The 18,181-nt window shown below is 45.3% G+C and carries 15 protein-coding genes and 1 tRNA gene; 8 read left to right on the top strand and 8 right to left on the bottom strand.

All coding sequences use genetic code 11. The features are described from left to right. Positions 1–220 precede the first annotated feature (220 nt). Both AAA938_RS14250 and AAA938_RS14245 read right to left on the bottom strand, forming a co-directional pair. On the bottom strand, positions 221–2,437 hold the full coding sequence (locus AAA938_RS14250) for a sodium-translocating pyrophosphatase (protein ID WP_338229415.1): 2,217 nt from the start codon (positions 2,435–2,437) through the stop codon (positions 221–223). A gap of 137 nt (positions 2,438–2,574) precedes the next feature. Continuing rightward, complete coding sequence (locus AAA938_RS14245; RefSeq protein ID WP_338229414.1) at positions 2,575–3,300, bottom strand: SdiA-regulated domain-containing protein; 726 nt, start codon at positions 3,298–3,300, stop codon at positions 2,575–2,577. A gap of 282 nt (positions 3,301–3,582) precedes the next feature. Here AAA938_RS14245 and AAA938_RS14240 point away from each other — a divergent pair, with 282 nt between their 5' ends. From AAA938_RS14240 to AAA938_RS14205, 8 genes are all read left to right on the top strand, one after another. After that, positions 3,583–3,858 carry a hypothetical protein gene (locus AAA938_RS14240; protein ID WP_338229413.1) on the top strand — a complete coding sequence of 92 codons (276 nt, stop codon included), beginning with the start codon at positions 3,583–3,585 and terminating at the stop codon, positions 3,856–3,858. A gap of 81 nt (positions 3,859–3,939) precedes the next feature. After that, positions 3,940–4,359 (top strand): DUF4174 domain-containing protein, encoded by a 420-nt coding sequence (locus AAA938_RS14235; RefSeq protein ID WP_338229412.1) that lies wholly within the window; start codon positions 3,940–3,942, stop codon positions 4,357–4,359. A gap of 108 nt (positions 4,360–4,467) precedes the next feature. Further along, complete coding sequence (locus tag AAA938_RS14230; protein WP_338229411.1) at positions 4,468–4,716, top strand: hypothetical protein; 249 nt, start codon at positions 4,468–4,470, stop codon at positions 4,714–4,716. A 299-nt stretch (positions 4,717–5,015) separates the two neighbouring features. Further along, positions 5,016–5,090, top strand: a tRNA-Pro gene (locus AAA938_RS14225). 70 nt (positions 5,091–5,160) lie between these two features. Further along, complete coding sequence (locus AAA938_RS14220) at positions 5,161–5,415, top strand: GIY-YIG nuclease family protein (RefSeq protein ID WP_338229410.1); 255 nt, start codon at positions 5,161–5,163, stop codon at positions 5,413–5,415. 122 nt (positions 5,416–5,537) lie between these two features. Continuing rightward, entirely contained in the window at positions 5,538–5,672 is a 135-nt protein-coding gene (locus AAA938_RS14215) for a GIY-YIG nuclease family protein (protein ID WP_338229409.1), read from the top strand. Between the two features lie 242 nt (positions 5,673–5,914). After that, the gene (locus AAA938_RS14210) at positions 5,915–6,169 is read left to right on the top strand and encodes a GIY-YIG nuclease family protein (protein ID WP_338229408.1); all 255 of its coding nucleotides are present in this window, start codon (positions 5,915–5,917) and stop codon (positions 6,167–6,169) included. Between the two features lie 272 nt (positions 6,170–6,441). Further along, positions 6,442–7,044 (top strand): DUF1684 domain-containing protein, encoded by a 603-nt coding sequence (locus tag AAA938_RS14205; protein ID WP_338229407.1) that lies wholly within the window; start codon positions 6,442–6,444, stop codon positions 7,042–7,044. Positions 7,045–7,122: 78 nt separating this feature from the next. On the opposite strand, the gene AAA938_RS14200 is transcribed toward AAA938_RS14205, so the two are convergent. The 6 genes from AAA938_RS14200 to AAA938_RS14175 all read right to left on the bottom strand — a co-directional run bounded on the left by AAA938_RS14200 (position 7,123) and on the right by AAA938_RS14175 (position 18,181). Further along, positions 7,123–8,439: a hypothetical protein gene (locus AAA938_RS14200; RefSeq protein ID WP_338229406.1), complete on the bottom strand. Its 1,317-nt coding sequence runs from the start codon at positions 8,437–8,439 to the stop codon at positions 7,123–7,125. Positions 8,440–8,442: 3 nt separating this feature from the next. Next, a complete protein-coding gene (locus tag AAA938_RS14195; protein ID WP_338229405.1) occupies positions 8,443–9,195 on the bottom strand; it encodes a hypothetical protein in 753 nt (250 codons plus the stop codon). A gap of 51 nt (positions 9,196–9,246) precedes the next feature. Further along, the gene (locus AAA938_RS14190; RefSeq protein ID WP_338229404.1) at positions 9,247–10,599 is read right to left on the bottom strand and encodes a glutamate-cysteine ligase family protein; all 1,353 of its coding nucleotides are present in this window, start codon (positions 10,597–10,599) and stop codon (positions 9,247–9,249) included. A 34-nt stretch (positions 10,600–10,633) separates the two neighbouring features. Next, positions 10,634–11,701 carry a deoxyribonuclease II family protein gene (locus AAA938_RS14185; RefSeq protein ID WP_338229403.1) on the bottom strand — a complete coding sequence of 356 codons (1,068 nt, stop codon included), beginning with the start codon at positions 11,699–11,701 and terminating at the stop codon, positions 10,634–10,636. Then, positions 11,694–12,662: a glutathione synthase gene (gene gshB / locus AAA938_RS14180; RefSeq protein ID WP_338229402.1), complete on the bottom strand. Its 969-nt coding sequence runs from the start codon at positions 12,660–12,662 to the stop codon at positions 11,694–11,696. The genes AAA938_RS14185 and gshB overlap by 8 nt, the downstream gene beginning before the upstream one ends. 104 nt (positions 12,663–12,766) lie before the next feature. Next, positions 12,767–18,181, bottom strand: a complete 5,415-nt coding sequence (locus tag AAA938_RS14175) for an AAA family ATPase (protein WP_338229401.1) — start codon at positions 18,179–18,181, stop codon at positions 12,767–12,769.

The following is an 18,181-nucleotide window of genomic DNA, read 5'->3' as shown; positions in this document are numbered from 1 at the left end:
TATTCGGTTGAAAATCAATTCTTTTTTGAAGCGTATTCTACGCTAACAAAGCAAGAATTGAAATCCCGAGAAAATCTGCTTAAGTCTAGAAGCTAGGACTTTTCTGATTTGACCATTTGCTTTTTGGGGGCTTTTCTATTCTTTCTTAATGTGAGATGGATAAATGAAAAAAGGCTGTCAAGCATTGCCTGACAGCCTTTCAGTAAGGATATTGAAACCTTTATTTGATAATGGTCTCCGTGACGGTTTCTGTTTTCTTCCCGTCTACGATTTTAATTTCTTTTTTCACTTCTTTCTTGATGATTTCGGCATCAGCCATGGTATGGTGCCCTTTTTCGGAAATATGAGGAGCGATAACCAAGGCCACAATAGACATCAACTTGATCAGGATATTCATAGATGGACCGGAGGTATCTTTGAATGGATCACCTACGGTGTCACCTGTGACAGAAGCTTTGTGAGGCTCGGATTTCTTGTAGAAGGTTTCTCCGTTGATTTCTACACCTTTTTCGAAGGACTTCTTGGCATTATCCCAAGCACCGCCTGCGTTGGATTGGAACATACCCATCAAAACTCCGGATACAGTCACCCCTGCAAGCATACCGCCTAGTACTTCAGGTCCAAAAGCAAAACCGACAATCAAAGGAGAAATCAATGCGATAGCTCCTGGTAAAATCATTTCACGGATAGAAGCTTTGGTGGAGATTTCCACGCATTTCTCATACTCAGGCTTAGCCTTGTATTCCATGATACCTGGAATTTCTCTGAATTGTCTTCTCACTTCGTTCACCATATCCATGGCAGCGCGGCCTACCGCAGCAATAGCAAGGGAGGAAAAGATGAAAGGAATCATACCTCCGACAAACAACCCCGCCAAAACATCGGCTTTGTAAATATCAATTGCGTCGATACCTGCAATTCCTACGAATGCAGCAAAAAGGGCCAAGGAAGTCAATGCCGCAGAAGCAATCGCAAATCCTTTTCCTGTAGCGGCGGTAGTGTTTCCTACTGCATCTAGAATATCAGTTCTGCCTCGAACCTCCTCAGGAAGCTGGCTCATTTCAGCGATACCGCCTGCGTTATCAGCGATAGGCCCGAAGGCGTCGATTGCCAATTGCATAGCAGTTGTAGCCATCATCCCGGCTGCAGCGATTGCCACACCATACAAACCGGCAAATTCATAAGCTCCATAGATACCTGCTGCCAAAACCAAAATAGGAAGTACAGTAGACTCCATACCTACAGAAAGACCGCCGATGATATTGGTAGCATGACCTGTACCGGACTGCTTTACAATAGAAAGTACAGGGCGCTTGCCCATAGCGGTGTAATACTCAGTGATGATGGACATCAAGGTTCCCACAATCAATCCAAGGATGATTGCATAAAATACATCTAGGTTAGAGAACTCATATCCACGGATAGAAAGGGTCTCAGGAAGCATATGCATCACCACGAAGTAAGAGGCTATACCGGTGAAAATGATTGAAGACCAGTTACCCATATTCAAGGCTTTTTGAACATCGCCCTTGTCATCTTTTACAGTCACGAAAGCCATTCCCATGATGGAGAAAATGATTCCCAATCCTGCCAAAACCATTGGGAGCAGGATAGGAGCAATACCGCCAAAGTTGTCCAGAGATACAATTTCACGACCCAATACCATGGTGGCCAAAATAGTCGCTACATAAGAACCGAAAAGGTCAGCACCCATACCGGCTACATCACCTACGTTGTCACCCACGTTATCTGCAATAGTAGCAGGGTTTCTCACGTCATCTTCCGGGATTCCAGCCTCTACCTTACCTACAAGGTCAGCTCCTACGTCAGCCGCTTTTGTGTAAATACCACCACCAACTCTAGCAAAAAGTGCGATTGATTCTGCACCCAGAGAAAAACCAGCCAATACTTCCAAGGCTTTTTCCATTTCGATGCCATTTACATCAGCACCGATGGACACTACATATACTTGGTAGAAAACGATAAACAAAGCGCCCAATCCAAGAACTGCTAATCCAGCTACGCCCAGACCCATCACAGATCCACCGGTAAATGACACTTTGAGTGCCTGCTTCAAACTGGTTCTAGCTGCCTGAGTGGTTCTCACATTTGCTTTAGTAGCGATGTTCATTCCGATGTATCCCGCAAAAGCTGAGAATACAGCTCCAATCACAAAGGAAATGGCAATCACCGGGCTCGAGGTTTCAACCAAGGTGCCGGACCAAGCCAACAAAATACCTGCAATGACGACGAAATAAAAGAGGATTTTCCATTCAGCCTTCAGAAAGGCCATGGCTCCTTTGGCAATGTGACCGGATAGTTCTACCATGTTGGCATCTCCGGTTGCCTGCTTGCTCACCCATGCGGACTTCACCGCCATGACCAGCAAGCCTACCAGTCCCAGCGCAGGGACTACATAAATCAGCGCTTGTTCCATATATGTTTATTCGATTTGGGTTTTTGTAAATAATTGGGCAAAGATAGAATTTATCCCATACCCGCCAAGACTCAATTGAAAAGGTTGGCTATCAGATCAGAACTGGCAAAAAAGGCAAGACAAGTAAAGCTTTTGAATTAGCTATCCCCTTGATAGGGAAAAAAGAGCAAGTTGGGTTTTCCTTTTCCTCCTTCATTTGAGATGTATAGGTTGCCCTTAGGATCAAAGGTGATTCCCTCGGGTTGATTGAACAGCCGGGGATCCAACTCATAAATCTCTTTGGGGTGGAATTCCTGGTCCAGGACCATCAGCCATTTTCCTGAAGAAGAAATCATAAAAATCTCTTCCGTAATCGGGTGGATTGCAGCTGAAGAAGGTTGAGCCTCCAGATTTCTTTTTATTTCATTCTCTTTGGGTAGATCCTCTTTTTTTGTACTGATTTTGCCTATGAAATCTTCTGAAAGCTTGCCTGACATGATATCAAATCTGAAAATGGAAGCTTCCTGCTTTTTGTCCCAAGAGCAGGTTTTGCAAATCAAGAAGAGTTGGTTTTGATTGGGAATGGCCAGCAACGTCTCAAAGTCTCTTTGCCCTTTTCGTTCAAAAGAGAATTGATTTCCCTCGCCTACTTTTCCTGTTAGATTTTCTACTTGGAAAATAGCTCCATCGCTTCGGAGAACCCAGGCTTTATCTTCGAAAATAAGGATGTCCTCATAATCACCCGGTTTTCCAAACTTTTGTTCACTGAGAATTTCCCCTGACTTGGGGTCTATTCGGTAGATAATCCCATTTTCATCCTCTATGGCCAAAATTTCATCTCTATGCCAGGCAATCCCCGAGATTTCCCTGAGTTTTTTTGGCAAATCAATTTGGGTTCGAGTCTTGAGATTGTATCCTTTTGGCAATTTATAATCTTGATCAGAAAAGGGTTGACAGGACAAAATTCCCAAGAGCAAAAGAGATACTAAATGGAGAAGGTTAGGTTTCATAATCAGCAATGGAGTCTCTGTTATATCCTAAAGGTAAGGGTTTAAATCTTCTGGGTATCTTGACTTTTCTTGGACTGAAAATGCGATTAGTCCAAACAAAGTCATAGATCTTGAGCCAATTCGATTAATTTTAAGGACAGACAAAATAGGTATCCTTTGACATTAGAAGAATTCAAAAATCTATCCAAACCCGAATCCTCTTTTTCCCCTGAGCTCCGTGCCTTGTGGTATGATTATCAAGGAAATTGGGAGCAGGCACATGAGGAAGTAGATCAATTGCCCGGAATAAGTGCAGCCAGGATTCATGCCTATTTGCATCGCAAGGAAGGCGATCTTTGGAATGCGGATTATTGGTACAGAAGGGCAGGTGAACATCGGCCCAATTTATCCCTTGAAGAAGAGTGGGAGATTTTAGCTCTTCGATTCTTGTAGTTTTGAGAGCTCCTTGTCGTTTTGTTTTTTTTAAGTTGTGACTAGAGCCAAACATGTTTATTGGCTGTGGGTTAGGTCAATATGAATTGGATAGGGTTATTGGCTTTTAGCTTACTGACTTTGCTGGGCAAATCACTGACTCCTCAGGATTTTGTCTGGGAATACCGACTATTGATCATAACGGAAGTGGATTTTTTGGGTCAAGATTGGTCCTTGGATGGCAAAAAAACTGATTTGGAAGATAGACGACTTTTAGTTTTTGTGTTGTCTGATGGGAAATTGATTCAATCCAACTGCAAAGAATCGATAGACATTCCTTCTTTCCTTCGCTTTGCACAGGCTACGCAAGCTAGGGATGAAAGCCCTAACTGGGTTTTGGTAGGTTTGGATGGAGGAAAAAAAAGTTGGGGAAGGGGAGTGCCTAATCTGGAAGATATTTTTAGAAAAATTGATGCGATGCCGATGCGTCAATCCGAGATCAGAAAAAGAGGTAATGGGTAAGTCATGTTAAAAACCGATCAAAAAAGTGCCGAAAAATACCCTATATAGGGTATGTTTTTGGAGTTTTTGAACCGGTAATTTTGGGGGAGGTTTCTCTTAATGATATCCATGAAATTCTTTTATCTCTCATCCCTAAAGAATGCGGAAGGCAAATTCGAAATCCACGAAAAAGATTGTCCACATATTCCTGATTTGATTGATCGGGATTATTTGGGGCCCTTCAATCACGGTTCGGAGGCGCTTAGAAAAGCACTTGAAATTAATTCAAATGCGGTTTGCTGTCCTGTATGCTGCGCTCTCTCCCAAGGGCCTGTGATTTTTTCCAAAAAGAGAAATGTCAGTGAGCCTGGGGAATAGAATTTCCTGATTTTAAGCTTATTGGCGAATAGCCTCTTCAATTTTTTGATAAAATCTGGCAATACTCTCGAAATCGATTAATTTCGCATGCGAAACGGGGTGTGGCGCAGTCCGGTTAGCGTATCCTGACAGGAGTCAGGATGGTCATAGGATCAAATCCTGAAAGTGGGATTAGAGAAAATAAATACAAATAAATTCGGGGTGTGGCGCAGTCCGGTTAGCGTATCCTGACAGGAGTCAGGATGGTCATAGGATAAAATCCTGAAAGTGGGATTAGATAAAATAAATACAAATAAATTCGGGGTGTGGCGCAGTCCGGTTAGCGTACACGTCTGGGGGGCGTGTGGTCGCAGGTTCAAATCCTGTCACCCCGACATTAAATAAAAGTAGTTCTTTTAGACTGCTTTAAATATCAGAAGTTCTTTGGAGCTGCTTTTTTTTGTTATGGCATATTGGGTTTACATTCTTTATTCAGAGAGACTGGACAAATACTACGTTGGTCAAACCTCGGATTTGGTCAAACGGGTGGAGCGTCACAATGAGGGTAAAGGAGGGTTTACCCGTACAGGGCTCCCGTGGGGCCTTATTTATTCTACCTTATGCAATTCACGAGGTGAAGCCATGGTTTTGGAAAAGAAAATAAAAAATCTGGGAGCCAAAAAGTTTCTCCAAATACTGGAGGATTCAAGGGACGTTTAGGTAATGCTGAGAGGGGAGTGTGGTCGTCCTGACCAAGTCAGGATCACCCCGACATTAAATAAAAGTAGTTCTTTTAGACTGCTTTAAATATCAGCAGTTCTTTGGAGCTGCTTTTTTTTGTTATGGCATATTGGGTTTACATTCTTTATTCAGAGAGACTGGACAAATACTACGTTGGTCAAACCTCGGATTTGGTCAAACGGGTGGAGCGTCACAATGAGGGCAAAGGAGGGTTTACCCGTACAGGGCTCCCGTAGGTCCTGATTTATTCTATCTCATGCAATTCACGAGGTGAAGCCATGGTTTTGGAAAAGAAAATAAAAAATCTGGGAGCCAAAAAGTTTCTCCAAATACTGGAGGATTCAAGGGACGTTTAGGTAATGCTGAGAGGGGAGTGTGGTCGTCCTGACCAAGTCAGGATCACCCCGACATTAAATAAAAGTAGTTCTTTTAGACTCCTTTAAATATCAGCAGTTCTTTGGAGCTGCTTTTTTTTGTTATGGCATATTGGGTTTACATTCCTTATTCAGAGAGACTGGACAAATACTACGTTGGTCAAACCTCGGATTTGGTCAAACGGGTGGAGCGTCACAATGAGGGCAAAGGAGGGTTTACCCGTACAGGGCTCCCGTGGGTCCTGATTTATTCTATCTCATGCAATTCACGAGGTGAAGCCATGGTTTTGGAAAAGAAAATAAAAAATCTGGGAGCCAAAAAGTTTCTCCAAATACTTGAGGATTCAAGGGACGTTTAGGTAATGCTGAGAGGGGAGTGTGGTCGTCCTGACCAAGTCAGGATCACCCCGACATTAAATAAAAGTAGTTCTTTTAGACTCCTTTAAATATCAGCAGTTCTTTGGAGCTGCTTTTTTTGTTTATAGAAATCTAAATTTTTCTACACACTTCAGAATCAATTGATTTGGTAATTCTATGGCGCATTTTGACCTAATTTGTTAAAAAAATTCGCTTGTTTTCCCCTGCTTTCTCCCTATGTTTCGGAGTAATTCATTTTCTAGTTTTCATTTCCATGTTTCAAAAGTTTCTCTTCTTTTCACTTACCTTTTCCGCAAGTCTTTTTTGGGCTGAGGCCCAAACTTATCAAGACAGTCTGCAGGCATATCAGCATGAACTAAACCTCAGTTTTGCCGATCCCGAGACTTCTCCCTTGCCTTTGGAAAAAATCAATGGGTTTGAAGGCTTACCCTTTTTCCCTATTGATGAAAACTACCGAATCGTGGCCAAATTGGAGATTCTGCCGGCCTCGGACCCCTTTCGTATGCGAACCAGCGACCGGAGTATGCGGGAGTATGATCGATATGCCTTAGCTCACTTTGAGTGGGAGGGAAAAAAGTATAGCCTTACAATCTATCAGAATACGGCGAACAAGTTTGAGCCAGGAGAAGAGAAAAGCCTCTTTTTACCCTTTACAGATCGGTCCAATTGGAATGAAACCTATGGTGGAGGTCGCTATTTGGATTTGGAAGTTCCCGAGGGGGAATACCTCGTGATTGATTTTAACAAGGCTTACAATCCCTACTGCGCTTACAGTGACCGCTATTCCTGTCCAATTCCGCCCAAGGAAAACGACTTGGGCTTTGAAGTGTTGGCAGGGGTGAAATATGAAAACTGATCCTTTTTAGGTATTCTGAAATCTTTCCTTCATTACTCGATTCAGAATTTTGAAAAAAAGACTTTTCTAGGAATATGCCTAAACCGACCGATCCGGAGGCTTGATCCCACCATCGCAGGGATTACCCATGGGGTCGTTGCACTGGCATCGGGAATAGGCTTCCTCATAGCTGTATTTGGGGCGTGGCTTTGGATCGTGCTCAAAGAACAGGTCCATCTGGGCTAAGGCGCAGAGGATCAACTGGTCTTCTTTTTCCGGTGGATGGGGTGCTCCCGTGCCCTCTGGATTGCCAAACCATCGATTACAGGCCTCAACTTTTACATCCTTGGGATCCCGGTTGGGTTGATCCGTGTAGAGTTTCAAAAAGGTGGCAGCCACCATATCCTGAGCTTCATAGAGTCGGATATCCGGCATTTTGGAAGGGTCGCTGGTACATCTCCCAGTGACTCCGGCCGCGATCATATGATTGCAAATCAAATAGGGAGTTTCTCTCTTCGAATCAGGGAAAACCCTGAATTTGCCTGCCTGAAGCACGTTGACTTGAGGAATTCCCTTTTCATCTTGAGGCAATAAGTCCGTGTAGGCAGTACGGAACCAGCCTGGTGCCTGAGGATCATAGAGTGGGGAGCCACAGATAAGCAGGGGTAGGGTATAAGTATTTTCTTCCGGCCAATCGGGCGGAGTGAGATACAGCTCCAGCATGGATTTAATATAGTTTCTCTCCTCCGGCCCGTCAAAAAAGGCAGAAGCCATCATGATGGGCATGTAGTCGTTGGGATACTCACTTTCGCCCGAGCCGGGTGCAGCCACGGGATTGACATCGATGATAGTTTTATACCGGTTGACTTGAGAAGGATCAATCCCGGATTTTTCCAGCAACCGACTCCAGCGCTGCATGGTCATGGAATTGTCAAAAGTACCAGCCTGAGCTACAGCCCAGGGTGGATAATGCATGAGGAGCATGCCTTTTTGTCCACTGATATTGAGTCCCAAAGGAGGGAACAGGGTCCATTTGGAAGTACCATCGAAAGGATTCAGATTGACATGATAGCCTTCCATGGGATTCCAAACTCCCATTTCTTTCATCAAATCCCGGCCCCGAATGGCCTTTTGGGCATAGGAGCGGCTGAATACCTGCCAATGTCTCTTTGCAAATCGATCTACTTTTTCCCAATCAAATTCCCCTTCAATCTGAACCTGATAGGAACCAAAAGCCAAGTCAACTTTGACCTCCTTGATGCCCTCAATTCCGTCCGCAGCCAGAGATTTGAGGCTGTAATGACGGATCACGTCCGCTCTAGTCTTGAAATTAAGATCTGAGTTGGCTATCTCGGGAGTGGGAAAAAGCTGGTCCAGAAAATAGGCTTCCCCAAGGGGATAGGTGTAGTTTTTCATGGCTTAGCAAGTGGAAGGGGAAAAATCCAAAAAGTCGGAAATGACATAAAGTCCATCAGTGGAGGCTTTGTCATCCGGATTCCAGGTCGTTTTCATCCAGAAGTTTTTTGCTTGGGGAAATTTCTGGGCATACAAGGCTGAATTGGCGGGTTCATTGTCAAAAGTGGCAATAACTTCTCCTTTGAGGGATAGAACGTCTGCAATCACCCTGCTTTTATAATCTACATCCTTCTCGCTTTTGTTGATTTTGAGGTTGAGCTCACATCGTCCCCTCCAATATGGAAAACCTCGTTCGGTGAAAGACAAGGTAGTGCCTTGACCCATGCCGTTGTTTAGCCCGGGATCACCTTCATGTCTTCCAGTCAGATAAAATATCATCGCTCCTGCATCATGACAGGCATTGGCAAAGGATACGGCGCCGGGATTGGGGAGGTCAAAGAGGACATATTCATTGGTAAAAAAGCAGTTTCCCCAATAGGCCAGAAATGGTTGAAGGGAAGAGCTCTGAGGGTCAAGTCCCGCCTGAGTCAATGCAAAACTTACGCTCCAGTTCATGTCCTTCAGGGTAAGCTTGGCTGCCAATTTGGCAAAATCCGGATATTTCTCTCCTTGGTCGGCAGCAAAATTCTGGATGATGATCAGATTTCTTCGGGCCGTGGAGAACAAAGTGTCATCCAAATCGAAGATCACAATGGGCAATTTGGAGCAAGCTTTGATCGCAGGAATCACTTGCTGTAGGGGAGTCGTCAGGTTCATTGAGAAAAGAGTTTGTAGTGAATAAAAATTTGAAATAAGATAGTCAATATATCAGTAAATCAAGGGTTTATTTAATGATAATTTCTCCAAAAGATCGTCGGCGGGGGTTCTTCTTTTTGCTGTGAAGTGCTCAAAAAAGCTTTCCAAAAGTTGAATTTGGCTGTCACTCCGAAAGGTCTCAGGTAAGCTTTGAAGACCATCACCTGCCACTTGGAAAATTTCTCCTGCCATCCGGAAAATTTCATCCTCCTTTAGTCCATCGGATGCCTGTTGGCATAGGAGATCCAATTTGTGAATTTTTGGTGCCAGAATTTCCCAAGTAGCCTCCAGTGATTTGGACGAATAAATAATTCCGGAAAGGAAAGCAGCAGGCACTATTTGCCAGTTTCTGGAGAGTGCATCTGTAGCCCGCACCTCCAAAAAGCCTTTCATCCTTACTTGAGGGAAAAGCAAACTCAGGTGGTTTTCCCAGTCGAAAAAGGTAGGTTTCCGGCCTTCGATTTCATTTTCCAACCAATAGGCCCAAGTGAATGGTCCGCCAAACCAGCAATCATCTATTCCCTTTACATTCAGCAGAGGTGCGTTAAAGGCCATCTTGGAATAGGCTTCAATCCATGCTTCTTTGCTGTGAATTTCCTTTTCTGGGATCCAGAATCCGGTTCGCTTGGAATCAAGATTTTTCCAAAGTGTAGAGCGAAGGGACTTTTTCCCGGAGTTCTTCCTTTCCAATATAGGAGAATTGGCAAAAATGGCCGAAAGTAAAGGGCAAATCCCCTGGGCTACACCGATTCGGAGCAGTTGGGTTTCTTCTTTTTCTCCCAAATCCAAATTGATATGCTGGGAACAGGTCTGCAGCATCATCTGCTGTCCTGCAGGATGTAGAGAGTTGAAATAGCTCTGCAAATGTCGATAGCGGGGTTTGGGAAGTTGCAATCCGATTTCCTCCCCTGTGAAATAGGGATGAGTGCCTATTTGAGCAAAAGTCACCGGGTTTTCCTCCTGAATTTCTTCCAGAATGCCCTGCATTTTTTTGAGATTCTGCTCCAATTCGATCAAAGAGGAATAAGGAGCAGTAGCGATTTCGACTTGTCCTCCCGGTTCGAACTGAAAGTTGTCTCCTGAGGCAAAACTGATTTTGTCAATCTTGGGAGAATCCTTGGTTCCGAAGAAATGTGCTTTCCCGCCTCGGTTTTGGCATTTTTCTCCTAGAAGCCGGGCTAAGGGACTGGCCCCCTCGTAAAGGGAAGTGGGGCGAATCGGCTGACCGGTCTGAGAATCCTTCACAAAAGCAAAGGCCTCTTGCTCCAAACCGACCTTTCCGGGGCTATCCAAAGCAACTGCGCTGGAACTCTTTGGGGAAAATAGCCGCTCCCGGAGATCCTCAAGGCATTCTTCTTTCGTCATAGGAGAAAAATTGGAATCCAGCATAATCAAAAAATTAAGCGATGTCTTTATGGGTTTGGGTTTCAAACTTTTTCTCCGGAATGGAAATCGAGCTTAGGAAATTCCACAGGTGGAAATGCTCAAAAGCTAAGCCTCCGCCTCCCCGATTTTCCTGACTCAGCTGACGATTGATATCTGCGACTACCACCCAATACGATTTTGTTTCGCAGGCAAATCCCCATTTGGAATGGTCCTGATCGTAGGTCCAGCCATAGCCCTTAAACCCGGCTTTTTCCAAGTTCAGATCCACCACATCCATCGTTTTGTCTTTTTGACCTGCATCCTGATCTCCAAAGACCAAGCCTCTTCTCCATGTCTCCACATCCATATTGCAGCCCAATTCTGGCCCTACCAAGTCTTTCCAGAAGTCTTTTCCAGCTTGATTTCCCGATTTCACCTCACTCCAAGCTTTGTTTTTGGTGATAAATTTCAAAGGCATGCCGGCACGGGTTTTTAAATCCAGAGAGGCAGGTTGGGATGGAGTTGAAAAAGGAGTTCCATTGGCTAGGGCATAAATGGCTTCATCTGAGTTTACCTCGGGTAGTTCTGAGCCATAAACCTGACCTTCATTTTGGGTCTGAATCAGCTTAGCCACCTGATTGATCGAATCATAATCCAGACTGACACAGAGATAAGTTTGTCCATACTTTCGCTCATCCTCAGGAAGTTGGGTCTCGCCAATGGCAGGAAATCTGGGAGTGGAATGGAGGAGATACCAGCCGCTTTTCTGAGCTTTGGAAAAAGCAAGAATGCCTTTGCTGTGCCCTTTATTGCCTTTGTTTTTGGGTTTGGGTTGGGATTGGGTGGGAGGAATTTCATCATTCCAAGCCACATAGCCATAGTCAGATTTTTTGGAAAAAAGCTCATTCAGCGTCAAGGACAACGCCGAATTGTCTTGGTCCAGGCTTGTATCTGAAAAGCCAAGAGGTCCTTTGCTTTCCGAATCCAAATAGAGGAATTCAAATCCTGTGGAATCTTTTTTTGGTCCGACTTTCATGGGCAGTTTATAGATAAACCACCAATCCACGGGCTTGCCCTCTTTATCGCTCAAGGGACTAAGCATGACCTGAGCTTTGAAGTTTTTGATCCACTTTTTCCCAGAACTTTCTTGGGATCTCGGTGCCGAAAAAATGGTCAATTTCCCGGATTCCTGTCGGACTGGTCACGTTGATTTCGGTCATATAGTCACCGATTACGTCAATTCCTACGAAAAAAGCTCCTTTCTCCCTGAGCTTGGGGCCGATCTGATTGCAAATCCAAAGGTCTCGCTCGGTCAGTTCAAAGCCTTTGGCACTTGCCCCAACAGCAAGATTGCCCCGATGATCATCCCCTGAGGGAATTCGGGCAATCCCGTAGGGAATAGGCTCTCCATCAATCAGAATAATCCGCTTATCTCCACCGGTTTTGATATCCGGGATATAGGCCTGAGCCATGATGAAGGTACTGCCACGATGGGTGATTTCTTCCAAAATCACCTGGGTATTTGGATCCCCTTGGGCTAGGAAAAAGATAGACTGTCCACCCATCTTGTGGGTGGGTTTGACTACGATTTTTCCCTGCTCAGCCAGGAATTCCCTCAAAGCAGGAATGGACCTGCTAATCAGACTTGGCGGACAGCACTGGGGAAACCAAGCCGTAAATAGCTTCTCGTTCATATCCCGGATGGCGGAGGCCTTATTGATCACCCAAACCCCAGCTTCTTCTGCTTTTTCCAGAATGTAGGTGGCCATCACATACTCGATATCGAAGGGCGGGTCTTTTCGCATCAGGATCACATCCAGTTGGGAAAGCGGCTCCAATGCGGTGGAAATTGGTCGAAACCATTCCTTGAGATCGTCTAGGATTTCCACTCTTCTCAGCAAGCCAAGAGCCTCCCCGTTTTTCAAAAAAAGATCTCCCATTTCCAGATAGGACACTTCCCAGCCTTGCTTTTGGGCTTCCAGCATCAAAGCCAGACTGGTGTCTTTTTTCGGGTTGAGAGATTGGATGGGGTCCATGACCACCGCCATTTTTTTATTTTTCATAAATCAATATTCATTTCAAAAATGCCAAACCCGAGGGCTGGATTTGATGTGAAAAGGAATTTTGGAAAATCTATTTCCTCAGGATTCTTCAGGTCGAGCAGACATTATTTATGCTGAAGGATCTCATAGCCCTGCCAGTCTTTACCTGGAGGATGCTCCAGATAATTGAGGCAGCGAGATATGAAGATAGGAAATACCCTGTCCTCCGGGTCGATTTCGTTCCCTTTTTCGAAATAGCTCAGGGCCTCATGGAAGTTTCTTTTGAAATAGGCCTCCATGCCGCTCCTGAGAGGCTCTAATGAAAGTTCCTTAGCCTTTTTTCGATCTTCCTCTTCTGCATCCAGGATTTCGTAGAGGTTGACTGCCTTGGCTTTTCCTTTTACTGCTACCCGGTCCACCATTCTCCAGGAGAATTCATCCGGATTGGATAAGGCCTTGAAGGTCTGCTCACTGATGAGAAAAGGAGATCCGTAGACCTTGGTCAGACTTTCTATTCTTGAGCCCAAATTGACCGTGTCTCCCAATACGGTACACTGCATGCGGTTTTCTCCACCCATGGTGCCCAATACCAGCGGGCCGGTATTGATACCTATTCCCATATTCAGGAGAGGTCTTCCCATCTGTTCTGATTCCTTATTGAATTCCATCAGAGCTTTGGCCATTCCTACGCCCGCCTTCACTGCCTGAGACGCAGGTACGGCAAACAAGGCCAGGATTTCATCTCCTGCAAAGGAGTCGATAAAGCCTCCTTGATCGATGATTTCCGGGCCGATTTTGCTGAAATATTGATTGAGTAAAAGGATGACTGACTCAGGGGAAAGCAGCTCCACCAGAGGGGTAAAGTCCCGGATATCCGAGAAAAGCACACTCATCTCCATGGCTACGGATTCACCCAATTTCACCTTGGCGATGTCACTATGGCCCAAATGGCTCAAAAACTGATCAGGAACAAAGCGCTGCTGGGCTCGAAGTAGCTTTTCCTGCTCTTCGTAGATTCTTGCATTCTCTATGGAAATTGCAGCCTGAGCAGCCAAAAGCTTGATCACTTGCACTCTTTCCTCTGTGAATGCACTGTGAGTCAGGTTGTTTTCCAGATAAATAGCCACTTTCCACTGACGGTGTATCGAAAGAGGTACACACATCAAAGAAAGGGGTTTGGCTTTGATCAGATAAGGGTCTTGGGAATAGGGATTAAGCTCCGTCGCATTGGCTATCACGATAGGAGTATTGGTACGGATGGCTGTATTGATCAGAGAAATTGGTAAAAAGTCAATGTCCTCTGAGTCAGAGAAAACCAGGTCTTTCTTTTCACCCAAATCTTCCCCATTGCTGGCCTGAATGGAGAAGTGTCCGTCTCTCTTTTCAATCAGATAGCCATGCTGAGCACCTGCATTTTGAAGGAGAATCTGAAGCGTGGCCTTGAGCAGTTTTTCCAGAACCAACTCTCCCGATATCACCTGAGAAGCACGGATAACCGAAGAAATATCCAAAAGCTGATTACTGAAATCGTCGGATAATCTAGTCGCTGAAGGCAGGGTTTGGGTTAAGGTTTTTGATTTGGAAGAAACCGAACTTTCGAAAACCTGAGGGTAGGTTTCCAGCATATCTTCAGTTTTTCGATGGGCTCCCCATCGGTAGAAAAGGTAGTGAGCAGCTTTCAGATAGCCTTCGGCGGCTTTTTCTAAGCCCTGCCGGATCAGATACTGAGCTGTTTTCTCCTGAATAATGCCTTCATCCCGGATAAAACCATGTTTTTGGGCCATTTGAACTGCTGCCTCATAGTGACCCAAGGCTTCTTTCATTTTCCCGAAATGCCCGGCCAATTCTGCTTCCATGAGCAATCTCAGATGCTCAAAATTTTCCTCACACTGTTCTGCCCAGTGAGCCATTTTGGCAAAGTTGTTTTGCATATGCTCCAGGTAGACGGCTCTTTCCTCTTCTGTAATTTCTGGCAAGAGAAGACTTCTCACCAGAAATGCTACGATATGAAACCGCACCAGCTGAGGTAAGGACATGACTGATGCCATGAGTTTTTCCTGTTTCAAAATATGAGGAAGAGCCCCTTTGGCGTCGTTGTAGAGGAGGTGGATTTCTGCTTTGTAAATGTGGTAATTCGCTATACCTGTCATGAAGTGCCGCTCAGCCATCCCTTCCAGACAGATCTCCTCATCAAAATATTTGGAGGAAAGCGAGAACTTCTCTTCCGTGAGGCCGGCAAAGTTTTTCAGCATTTGGAGAAAAAGTGTACCTGAATCCAAAGAGTCCATGTAATCGCAGTCTGCGACGATTTTCAGGAGTTTTCGGTGCTCCGAAATGGCCGTTTCCAGGTCAAGCTTTGGGTCCCAAATAATACAGTCTTGAGCTGAATAGGCTAGGTAAAGCAGGTCTCCGGATTGGTATCCCGTTTCAATTCCTTTTCTAAACCAAGGGGTCATGGTGGACCAGTGGTTACTCCAGTGGTGCACAAACATGGTGTACACGTAGAGAATCCTTGACTTCATGGAGATGTCGCCATAGCGCTCGATCATTTCCACACCCAGTTTTCCATATTGATACCCCTCGGAGGTGTTTTCAAAATATCCGCAAAGTATCATCCCATATGCGGCGTAGGAGAAAGCCGATTCCGGACTTTTGCCGTAGGAAAGTGCAAAATTCACTGACTTGAGGACCAGATATGGGAAGGTCCTTCCAGTGCCGGAAAGAAAAGCCGCCGCAAAAATCTCCATCAAGAGTTGACTGGCAATCTTGGCTCGCTCATCAGTCATCTCGGGTTGATCGATCAGGGAAGCCACTTCTCTGCCAGCACGGTTGATTTCTACATTTGCGATTTCTTGGTCAAGGTCTTCTTGGCTGGGATTTTTTGCAAAATGGTAGCCCAAAATCTCCAATCCTTGATAAGCGGCCTGAATGGATTCCTGCATTCTGCCGGTGGTGGCATACTGCCGGGTTCGGGTGGCCAGGACCAGACCTTTTTGCATTAGGGTCTTGGCATGGGTAAGCATCAGTGCTGACCATTCCTCTGCATTTTCCTGATCTCCTGTCAAATAATAGCAGCTCTGGATTTCCTCGCCCAAAGACCACATCAGTTCGTAATCACTTTCCCAAGTTTTGGCGTCCAATAGGTCAACACTAATCTGAAGGTATTGCAGTGCCGAGGCATAGGCAGAAGATGCTTTGGCTCTTATTCCGGCCTCCAAATTAAGGAGGGCCAGTTCCTTCTTTTCTTCCTTATCTTTTATAAGCGATCTCCCCTGATTCAGATGTTCCACCACATCAAACAGGAGGTCGGACAAGTTTTCTTTGGAAATAAAGCGGAGCATCAGCCGGCCGATGGATAGATGCAGCTGCTTTTTATTGCCTTCGGGGATCATGGAATAAGCCGCCTGCTGCACCCGGTCATGCTGGAATTTATAGACCGGATTGATGTGCTGAGCATCGGTTTCCTCGGGGTTGAAATAGGATTGGGTCCCTTGAGAATAGCTAAGCCCTACCAGTCTGTAGCTATCATGCAGGGGAATGATCATATTCGCCTTCAGCGCTTCGTAAAGGTCAGCAGCTGTCTTTTCCATGCTGCTTTTGTTGATCACAGAGAGGGTCTGCAAGTCAAAGGTAGCGCCTATGCAGGCGGCAAGTTGAAGCGCAAGTTGGGTGCTTTCGGGGAGTCGATATTGACTTTTGACCAAAAAACCCACCACATTTTCGCTGTGACTGACATTTTCCAGTTTCTTTTGATCCCAGACCCACGTCCTTTTTTGAAGATCAAAGAAGATGATTTTTTGCTCGTAGAGATCCTTGAGTACCTCGGTGGAATAAAATGGATTTCCCCCTGTTTTATCAAAGAGAACCTTTCCCAGGGATTGGGCTGACTCCTCGGGACAAAGCAGGGTGTCTTCAATGATTTTGCTGATTTCTTTTTGATCGAGAGGATTAAGCAGCATGGTCTCTACCATCCGCTTTTTTCGGATTTCCTCCATGGTGATGGTCAGCGCATGGGCTTTGTCTACTGCATTGTCTCGGTAAGCACCGATCAGCATCAGGTAGCCCATCTCCTGACTGCTGACTAATCTGCTGATCAGGTTTAGAGTCGGGATATCACTCCACTGCAAGTCATCCATGAAGATGACGAGGGGGTGTTTCTTTTGGGAAAAGACCTTGACGAAGTTGAGAAAAGTGATGAAAAATCGATTCTGTGCTTCGGAAGGGGATAAGCCCTGCACTAGGGGCTGCTTGCCGATGATCAGTTCCAGCTCCGGGATCAGATCGACAATCAGCTGTCCGTGCTGATCCAAGGCTTTGTTGAGCTTTTGATTCCATCGGTCCAGACTAGCTTTGGGCTCGCCAAGAATCTGACGGATGAGATCTTTGAAAGCACTGGCCAGAGCAGAATAGGCGTTGTTTTGTCGAAACTGCTCGAATTTACCATGAATGAGAAAGCCTTTTTTGCGGACCACTGTTCTTCCGAATTCATGGACCAGTGCAGATTTGCCTACACCCGAGTACCCTGCCACGAGGCAAAATTCCACCGAGCCATGGCTGGTCTTTTCGAAGTAGGTTTCCAGTTTTTGGATTTCCTTATCCCGCCCGTAGAGTCGCTGTGGGATCTGAAATCGACCCGAAACATCCTCAATTCCAAGAGGGATTTCCTGTTCTAAATTCCCCGAGTTGAGGATTTCGCTTACTTTTTCGAAGTCTTTAATCAATCCCAAACTGCTCTGATAGCGGTCTTCGGCGTTTTTTGAGATCAGCTTGGCAATGATGTCCGAAAAAGACTGAGGAAATTCCGAATTAATTTCCCGGAGAGTAGGGGGCTTTTTACTGATGTGGCAATGTACCCACTCCAAAGGGTCTTGGGCTTGGAAGGGGAGCTGTCCGGTTGCCATTTCAAACAAAGACATTCCAAGAGTGTAGTAGTCCGTTCGGTAATCGATATCCCGGTTCATCCGGCCTGTCTGCTCCGGAGAAATGTACGGAAGAGAGCCTGCAATACTGTTGGGGAATGAAAATTCCTGATGCTCCCTGCTCAACTCGCTCGACGCACTAAAATCAATTACCCTCAGACTTAAGGTCTGAGGGTCAATCAGGACATTTCTGGGCACCAGATCTTTATGGACGATTCCCTTTTCATGGATTCTTCCAAGGATTTCGGTCAATTCCATGGCGATTTTCAGAAGATTGCCGATTGGAATTTTTTTGCCCGGTAGGGTATTTCGGTAATCCTCGAGCGAAAGTCCGAAATGCTCCATCTCAATGGCGAGATTTCCATTGCTGTGATTGATGAAATCAAAGACTTTTATGACTCCATTTATCGGCAACTTGCTCACCATTTGGAATTCTCTGGTGATACCCGCAACCTGTTCTTTCTTTGGATATTTTTCGATAAGGGTCTTGAGGACCACACTTTTCCCGTCTTTTTCCCTTTTCCCTATAAAGAGAATATGCGGATAGGATTCACAGAGTATCCTCAGCTCGACATAGCCTGGCAGTTTGTCTTTGTAGGGGGTATCGAGCTTGGATTTCAC

The organism is Algoriphagus taiwanensis (genome assembly GCF_036245645.1).
Classification (GTDB): domain Bacteria; phylum Bacteroidota; class Bacteroidia; order Cytophagales; family Cyclobacteriaceae; genus Algoriphagus; species Algoriphagus taiwanensis.
Note: the sequence above shows the minus strand (reverse complement) of the source record. Positions and strands in the feature narration are given on the sequence as shown.

What these genes read in the sequence shown, in the direction of transcription:
- AAA938_RS14250 (WP_338229415.1), bottom strand. Translation starts at nt 2,437, where the DNA reads ATGGAACAAGCGCTGATTTATGTAGTCCCTGCGCTGGGACTGGTAGGC.
- AAA938_RS14235 (WP_338229412.1), top strand. Translation starts at nt 3,940, where the DNA reads ATGAATTGGATAGGGTTATTGGCTTTTAGCTTACTGACTTTGCTGGGC.
- AAA938_RS14230 (WP_338229411.1), top strand. Translation starts at nt 4,468, where the DNA reads ATGAAATTCTTTTATCTCTCATCCCTAAAGAATGCGGAAGGCAAATTC.
- AAA938_RS14220 (WP_338229410.1), top strand. Translation starts at nt 5,161, where the DNA reads ATGGCATATTGGGTTTACATTCTTTATTCAGAGAGACTGGACAAATAC.
- AAA938_RS14215 (WP_338229409.1), top strand. Translation starts at nt 5,538, where the DNA reads ATGGCATATTGGGTTTACATTCTTTATTCAGAGAGACTGGACAAATAC.
- AAA938_RS14210 (WP_338229408.1), top strand. Translation starts at nt 5,915, where the DNA reads ATGGCATATTGGGTTTACATTCCTTATTCAGAGAGACTGGACAAATAC.
- AAA938_RS14205 (WP_338229407.1), top strand. Translation starts at nt 6,442, where the DNA reads ATGTTTCAAAAGTTTCTCTTCTTTTCACTTACCTTTTCCGCAAGTCTT.
- AAA938_RS14200 (WP_338229406.1), bottom strand. Translation starts at nt 8,439, where the DNA reads ATGAAAAACTACACCTATCCCCTTGGGGAAGCCTATTTTCTGGACCAG.
- AAA938_RS14195 (WP_338229405.1), bottom strand. Translation starts at nt 9,195, where the DNA reads ATGAACCTGACGACTCCCCTACAGCAAGTGATTCCTGCGATCAAAGCT.
- AAA938_RS14190 (WP_338229404.1), bottom strand. Translation starts at nt 10,599, where the DNA reads ATGACGAAAGAAGAATGCCTTGAGGATCTCCGGGAGCGGCTATTTTCC.
- AAA938_RS14185 (WP_338229403.1), bottom strand. Translation starts at nt 11,701, where the DNA reads ATGCTTAGTCCCTTGAGCGATAAAGAGGGCAAGCCCGTGGATTGGTGG.
- gshB (WP_338229402.1), bottom strand. Translation starts at nt 12,662, where the DNA reads ATGAAAAATAAAAAAATGGCGGTGGTCATGGACCCCATCCAATCTCTC.